Origin of the sequence: Streptomyces luteosporeus, assembly GCF_039532865.1 — a bacterium.
Lineage (GTDB): Bacteria > Actinomycetota > Actinomycetes > Streptomycetales > Streptomycetaceae > Streptomyces > Streptomyces luteosporeus.
In genome coordinates, this window is sequence record NZ_BAAASL010000010.1 from 1 (window position 1) to 6,418 (window position 6,418).

Annotated in this window: 4 protein-coding genes; 1 reads left to right on the plus strand and 3 read right to left on the minus strand. The window is 71.5% G+C overall.

What is annotated here, in order from left to right; translation table 11 throughout:
• Positions 1-176 precede the first annotated feature (176 nt).
• The 3 genes from pyk to pta form a co-directional block, all read right to left on the minus strand.
• Positions 177-1,604, minus strand: a complete 1,428-nt coding sequence (gene pyk, locus ABD361_RS14870; protein ID WP_344435688.1) for a pyruvate kinase — start codon at positions 1,602-1,604, stop codon at positions 177-179.
• 85 nt (positions 1,605-1,689) lie between these two features.
• Positions 1,690-2,910 (minus strand): acetate kinase, encoded by a 1,221-nt coding sequence (locus tag ABD361_RS14875; protein WP_344435690.1) that lies wholly within the window; start codon positions 2,908-2,910, stop codon positions 1,690-1,692.
• An 86-nt stretch (positions 2,911-2,996) separates the two neighbouring features.
• Complete coding sequence (gene pta, locus ABD361_RS14880; protein WP_344435691.1) at positions 2,997-5,093, minus strand: phosphate acetyltransferase; 2,097 nt, start codon at positions 5,091-5,093, stop codon at positions 2,997-2,999.
• Positions 5,094-5,315: 222 nt separating this feature from the next.
• Here pta and ABD361_RS14885 point away from each other — a divergent pair, with 222 nt between their 5' ends.
• On the plus strand, positions 5,316-6,341 hold the full coding sequence (locus ABD361_RS14885) for an ATP-dependent 6-phosphofructokinase (protein WP_344435692.1): 1,026 nt from the start codon (positions 5,316-5,318) through the stop codon (positions 6,339-6,341).
• Positions 6,342-6,418: the final 77 nt, after the last annotated feature.

Sequence of the window (6,418 nt, forward strand, 5' to 3'; positions counted from 1 at the left end):
GGTGTCCTCAAACGCCGGACGGGCTTAAAGCCCGTCCGGGCGGGGTTTCGAAGGGGCGGCAGCCCCTTCGGAAACGGTGAAATGGGGGCACCTCCCAGCGGTAGCTGGGGGAGGGACCGGGGCCAAGTAAAACGGCCGCCACCCGTTCCCGGGGTGACGGCCGTCAGGCATTCGCGTCAGCGGGTCTCGCCGCCGAGGTGGTGGACGCGCACCATGTTGGTGGTGCCCGGGACGCCGGGCGGGGAGCCCGCCGTGATGATCATGACGTCGCCCTCGTTGTAGCGGTGCAGCTTCAGCAGCTCCGCGTCGACCAGGTCGACCATCGCGTCGGTGTTGTCCACGTGCGGGACGACGAACGTCTCGACGCCCCAGCTCAGGGCGAGCTGGTTGCGGGTCGCGGCGTCCGTGGTGAAGGCCAGGATCGGCTGGGCCGCGCGGTAGCGGGACAGGCGGCGGGCCGTGTCGCCGGACTTGGTGAACGCCACCAGCGCCTTGCCGCCGAGGAAGTCGGCGATCTCGCAGGCGGCGCGGGCCACCGAGCCGCCCTGGGTGCGCGGCTTCTTGCCCGGCACCAGCGGCTGCAGGCCCTTGGAGAGCAGCTCCTGCTCGGCGGCCTCGACGATGCGGGACATCGTCTTGACCGTCTCGATCGGGTAGGCGCCGACCGACGACTCGGCCGAGAGCATGACCGCGTCCGCGCCGTCCAGGATCGCGTTGGCGACGTCGGAGGCCTCGGCGCGGGTCGGACGGGAGTTGGTGATCATCGACTCCATCATCTGGGTCGCGACGATCACCGGCTTGGCGTTGCGGCGGCACATCTCGATCAGGCGCTTCTGCACCAGCGGGACGCGCTCCAGCGGGTACTCCACCGCGAGGTCGCCACGGGCCACCATCACACCGTCGAAGGCCATGACGACCTCCTGCATGTTCTCGACGGCCTGCGGCTTCTCGACCTTGGCGATGACCGGGACGCGGCGGCCGACCTCGTCCATGACGCGGTGGACGTCCTGGACGTCCTTGGCGTCGCGGACGAAGGACAGGGCGACCATGTCGCAGCCCATCGCGAGCGCGAACTTCAGGTCCTCGACGTCCTTCTCGGACAGCGCCGGGACGTTCACCGCCGCGCCGGGCAGGTTGATGCCCTTGTGGTCGGAGATGACGCCGCCCTCGATGACGATCGTCCGCACCCGCGGGCCGTCGACCTCGGTGACGCGCAGCTCGACGTTGCCGTCGTTGATCAGGACCTGGTCGCCCTTGGCGACGTCGCCCGGCAGGCCCTTGTAGGTGGTGCCGCAGATCGTCCTGTCACCGGGGACGTCCTCGGTGGTGATGACGAACTCGTCGCCGCGCACGAGCTCGACCGGACCGTCCGCGAAGGTCTCCAGGCGGATCTTCGGGCCCTGGAGGTCGGCGAGGACGCCGACCGCGCGCCCGGTCTCCTCGCTGGCCTTGCGGAGGCGGTGGTACCGCTCCTCGTGCTCCGCGTGGGACCCGTGGCTCATGTTGAAGCGGGCCACGTTCATGCCGGCCTCGATCAGCGTCTTCAGCTGGTCGTAGGAGTCGACGGCGGGGCCCAGGGTGCAGACGATTTTGGAACGGCGCATGGGGCAGATCCTATCGGTTTGTTTCGGAGCGGAATATTCGAGCTGTGGGAACGACCAAGATCGGATCCGGCCGCTCCGCATCGTCCTAGGCGCTGACCGCGCTGACCAGCGCGTACGTCTGAGCGGCGATCTCCAGCTCCTCGTCCGTGGGGACGACGGCCACCGCGACCCGCGCGTACTCGGGGGAGATCAGCCGCGCCTCGCCGGAGCGGATGCCGTTCAGGCCCGCGTCCACGACCAGACCCAGCTCCTCCAGGCCCGCCACGGCGGCCTCGCGCACGGGCGCCGCGTTCTCGCCCACGCCGGCGGTGAAGGCCACGGCGTCGACCTTGCCCAGGACGGCGTAGTAGGCGCCGATGTACTTCTTCAGCCGGTGCACGTAGATGTCGAAGGCGAGCTGCGCCTGCTCGTCGCCCTCGTCGATGCGCCGGCGGATCTCGCGCATGTCGTTGTCGCCGCACAGTCCGATCAGACCGCTCTTCTTGTTCAGGAGCGAGTCGATCTCGTCGACGGACATGCCGGCGTTGCGCGCCAGGTGGAAGATCACCGCCGGGTCGACGTCACCGGAGCGGGTGCCCATGACCAGGCCCTCCAGCGGGGTCAGGCCCATGGAGGTGTCCACGCAGCGGCCGCCGCGCACGGCGGAGGCGGAGGCGCCGTTGCCCAGGTGCAGGACGATGACGTTGACCTCTTCAGGGGCCTTGCCCAGCAGCTCGGCGGTCTTGCGCGAGACGTACGCGTGCGAGGTGCCGTGGAAGCCGTAGCGGCGCACGCGGTGGGCGTCGGCGGTCTCCACGTCGATGGCGTAGCGGGCGGCGGCCTCCGGCATCGTCGTGTGGAAGGCGGTGTCGAAGACGGCGACCTGCGGCAGGTCGGGGCGCAGCGCCCGGGCGGTGCGGATGCCGGTGATGTTGGCCGGGTTGTGCAGCGGGGCGACCGGGATCAGGCGCTCGATCTCGGCGACGACCTCGTCGGTGATCAGGGTCGGCTCGGTGAACTGGCTGCCGCCGTGCACCACGCGGTGGCCGATGGCGGCGAGCTCCGGGGAGTCCAGGCCCAGGCCGTCGGCGGCCAGCTCCTCGGCGACGGCGTTCAGGGCGGCGGCGTGGTCGGCGATGGGCGCGACGCGCTCGCGCTTGTCGCCGCCGGTCGCCAGCGGGGTGTGCGCCAGCCGCGAGGTCTCCTCGCCGATGCGCTCGACGAGACCGGCGGCCAGGCGGGCCCCGTCGGCCATGTCGAGCAGCTGGTACTTGACGGAGGACGAGCCGGAGTTGAGGACGAGGACGCGGGTGGCGGTGGAAGTCATAGGGCTTTCCGGTAGCGGGTGATCAAGGGGAATCAAGGGGAGGGCCGTGGGCCGGGGCGCGGGGCCCCGGCCCACGGCCGGACTCTTTACGGTTCCGTGCGCTCGCTGCGCTGCTCGCCCTGCGCCTGGATGGCGGTGATGGCGACGGTGTTGACGATGTCCTGCACCAGCGCGCCGCGCGAGAGGTCGTTCACGGGCTTGCGCAGGCCCTGCAGGACGGGGCCGACCGCGACCGCGCCGGCCGAGCGCTGCACGGCCTTGTAGGTGTTGTTGCCCGTGTTGAGGTCGGGGAACACCAGGACGGTGGCCTTGCCCGCCACCTGCGAGCCGGGCAGCTTGGTCGCGGCGACGCGGGCGTCGACGGCGGCGTCGTACTGGATCGGGCCCTCGACCAGCAGCTCCGGGCGGCGCTCGCGCACCAGCTCGGTGGCCTTGCGGACCTTGTCGACGTCGGCGCCGGAGCCGGAGGTGCCGGTGGAGTACGACAGCATCGCCACGCGCGGCTCGACACCGAACTGCTTGGCGGTCTCGGCGGACTGGATGGCGATGTCCGCGAGCTGCTCGGCGTTCGGGTCGGGGTTGACCGCGCAGTCGCCGTAGACGAGCACCCGGTCGGCCAGGCACATGAAGAAGACCGAGGAGACGATCTGGGCGCCCGGCGCGGTCTTGATGATCTCGAAGGCCGGCCGGATGGTGGCGGCCGTGGAGTGCACCGCACCGGAGACCATGCCGTCGGCCAGGCCCTCCTGGACCATCAGGGTGCCGAAGTACGACACGTCGGCGACGACGTCGTGGGCCAGCTCCACGGTCATGCCCTTGTGGGCGCGGGCCCTGGCGTAGATCTCGGCGAAGCGGTCGCGCAGCGGGGAGGTCTGCGGGTCGATGATCTGGGCGGCGGTCAGGTCGATGCCCAGCTCGGCGCCGCGCTTGCGCACGGCCTCCTCCTCGCCGAGCAGGATCAGGTCGCACACGTCGCGGCGCAGCAGCACGTCGGCCGCGCGCAGCACGCGCTCCTCTGTGCCCTCGGGCAGCACGACCCGGCGGCGGGCGGAGCGGGAGCGCTCGATCAGCTCGTGCTCGAACATCATCGGCGTGACGCGCTCGGAGCGGGCCACCGAGATGCGCTGGGTGAGGGCTGCGGTGTCCACGTGCCGCTCGAACAGGCCGAGGGCGGTCTCGGCCTTGCGCGGCGAGGACGCCTCCAGCTTGCCCTCGATCGCGAAGAGCTCCGCGGCGGTGGGGAAGGAGCCGCCGGGCACGGAGACCACCGGGGTGCCGGGCGCCAGGCGGCCGGCCAGGGCCAGGATGTCCGGGCCCGGGCGCTCGTCCAGGGTCAGCAGCACACCGGCGATGGACGGGGCGCCGGCGCTGTGCGCGGCCAGCGCGCCGACGATCAGGTCCACGCGGTCGCCGGGGGTGACCACCAGGCAGCCCTCGGTCAGGGCGGGCAGGAAGACCGGCAGCATGGCGCCGCCGAAGACGAAGTCCTTGGCGTCGCGGGACAGGCCCGCGTCGTCGCCGAGGAGCACCTCGGCGCCCAGCTTGTGCACGATCTGGCGCACGGTCGGCGCGGAGAGCGAGGAGTCCTCCGGCAGCGCGTAGCAGGGCACGGGCAGGCTCGCCGAGAGCTGGGCGGCGATCTCCTCGCGGTCGCCCGGGGCGATGCGGTTGACCACCAGGGCGACGACGTCGCAGCCCAGCGACTGGTACGCCCGGTAGGCGTTGCGGGCCTCGGCGCGCACGGACTCCGCCGACTGCTCCTGGCCGCCGACCACGGTGATCACCGAGGCGGCGAACTCGTTGGCCAGGCGGGCGTTGAGGGCCAGCTCGTCGGGCAGGGTGGTGCCGGCGAAGTCGGTGCCGAGCACGAGGACGTACTCGTAGTCGCGGGCGACCGCGTGGAAGCGGTCGACCAGCCGGGAGACCAGCTCCTCGGTGCCGCGCTCGGCCTGCAGCGCGGCGGCCTCGGCGTAGGTCAGGCCGACGACGCTTTCAGCCGGCTGCGTCAGCCGGTAGCGCGAGCGCAGCAGGTCGAAGAGGCGGTCCGGCCCGTCGCCGTGGAAGAGGGGGCGGAAGACGCCCACCTTGTCGACATGCCGGGTCAGCAGCTCCATGACCCCCAGCTCGATGACCTGGCGCCCGTCGCCCCGGTCGGTCCCGGTCACGTACACGCTGCGCGTCACGCGTGCTCTCCTTGATCCTTCGCCGTGTTCACCTGGGCCGGGCCGTTCCGGCCCGTCCCGAAGAAATACCCGTTAGGGTGGTCTTGCCCTCTTGACAATACCTGTGCCTGTGGTTAAGGCGCGCGTCAGGAGTCCGGCGGTGGGAGTGAGACAGGCCCGCCCGGCCCGTGAAACAATCGGTCCGGCTCACAGGTACCAGTAGCGAGCAGGAGACACAGCACGATGCGCATCGGAGTCCTCACCGCGGGCGGCGACTGCCCCGGTCTGAACGCCGTCATCCGCTCGGTGGTGCACCGGGCCGTCGTCGGCCACGGTGACGAGGTCATCGGTTTCGAAGACGGCTTCAAGGGACTGCTCGACGGCCGCCACCGCAAGCTCGACCTGGAGGCCGTCAGCGGCATCCTGGCCCGCGGCGGCACCATCCTCGGTTCCTCGCGCCTGGAGCGCGCCCGGCTGCGGGAGGCGTGCGAGAGCTCCAAGGAGCTGGCCCGTGAGTACGGCATCGACGTCCTCATCCCCATCGGCGGCGAGGGCACGCTGACCGCCGCCCGGATGCTCTCGGACGCGGGCCTGCCCGTGGTCGGTGTGCCCAAGACCATCGACAACGACATCTCCTCCACGGACCGCACCTTCGGCTTCGACACCGCCGTCGGCGTCGCCACCGAGGCCATCGACCGCCTGAAGACCACGGCCGAGTCCCACCAGCGGGTGATGGTCGTCGAGGTCATGGGTCGCCACGCCGGGTGGATCGCGCTGGAGTCCGGCATGGCCGGTGGCGCGCACGGCATCTGCCTGCCCGAGCGCCCCTTCGACCCCGCCGACCTGGTGAAGATGGTGGAGGAGCGCTTCGCCCGCGGCAAGAAGTTCGCCGTCATCTGCGTCGCCGAGGGCGCGCACCCGGCCGACGGGACGATGGACTACAAGAAGGGCGCCATAGACCAGTTCGGCCACGAGCGCTTCGCCGGCATCGGCACCAAGCTCGCCGGCGAGCTGGAGCGCCGCCTGGGCAAGGAGGCCCGCCCGGTCATCCTCGGCCACGTCCAGCGCGGCGGCACCCCCACCGCGTACGACCGCGTCCTCGCCACCCGCTTCGGCTGGCACGCGGTGGAAGCTGCGCACCGCGGCGACTTCGGCAAGATGACGGCGCTCAAGGGCACCGACATCCACATGGTGCCGCTCGCGGACGCGATCACGGAGCTCAAGCGCGTGCCGGAGAACCGCATGGACGAGGCGGAGTCGGTCTTCTAGGGCCTCGCGCCCCTGCGCAGTTCCCCGCGCCCCGTCAGGGGCGCGGGGAACTGCGCGATCGGCCACCGACGGCCCGC

What these genes read in the sequence shown, in the direction of transcription:
- pyk (WP_344435688.1), bottom strand. Translation starts at nt 1,604, where the DNA reads ATGCGCCGTTCCAAAATCGTCTGCACCCTGGGCCCCGCCGTCGACTCC.
- ABD361_RS14875 (WP_344435690.1), bottom strand. Translation starts at nt 2,910, where the DNA reads ATGACTTCCACCGCCACCCGCGTCCTCGTCCTCAACTCCGGCTCGTCC.
- ABD361_RS14885 (WP_344435692.1), top strand. Translation starts at nt 5,316, where the DNA reads ATGCGCATCGGAGTCCTCACCGCGGGCGGCGACTGCCCCGGTCTGAAC.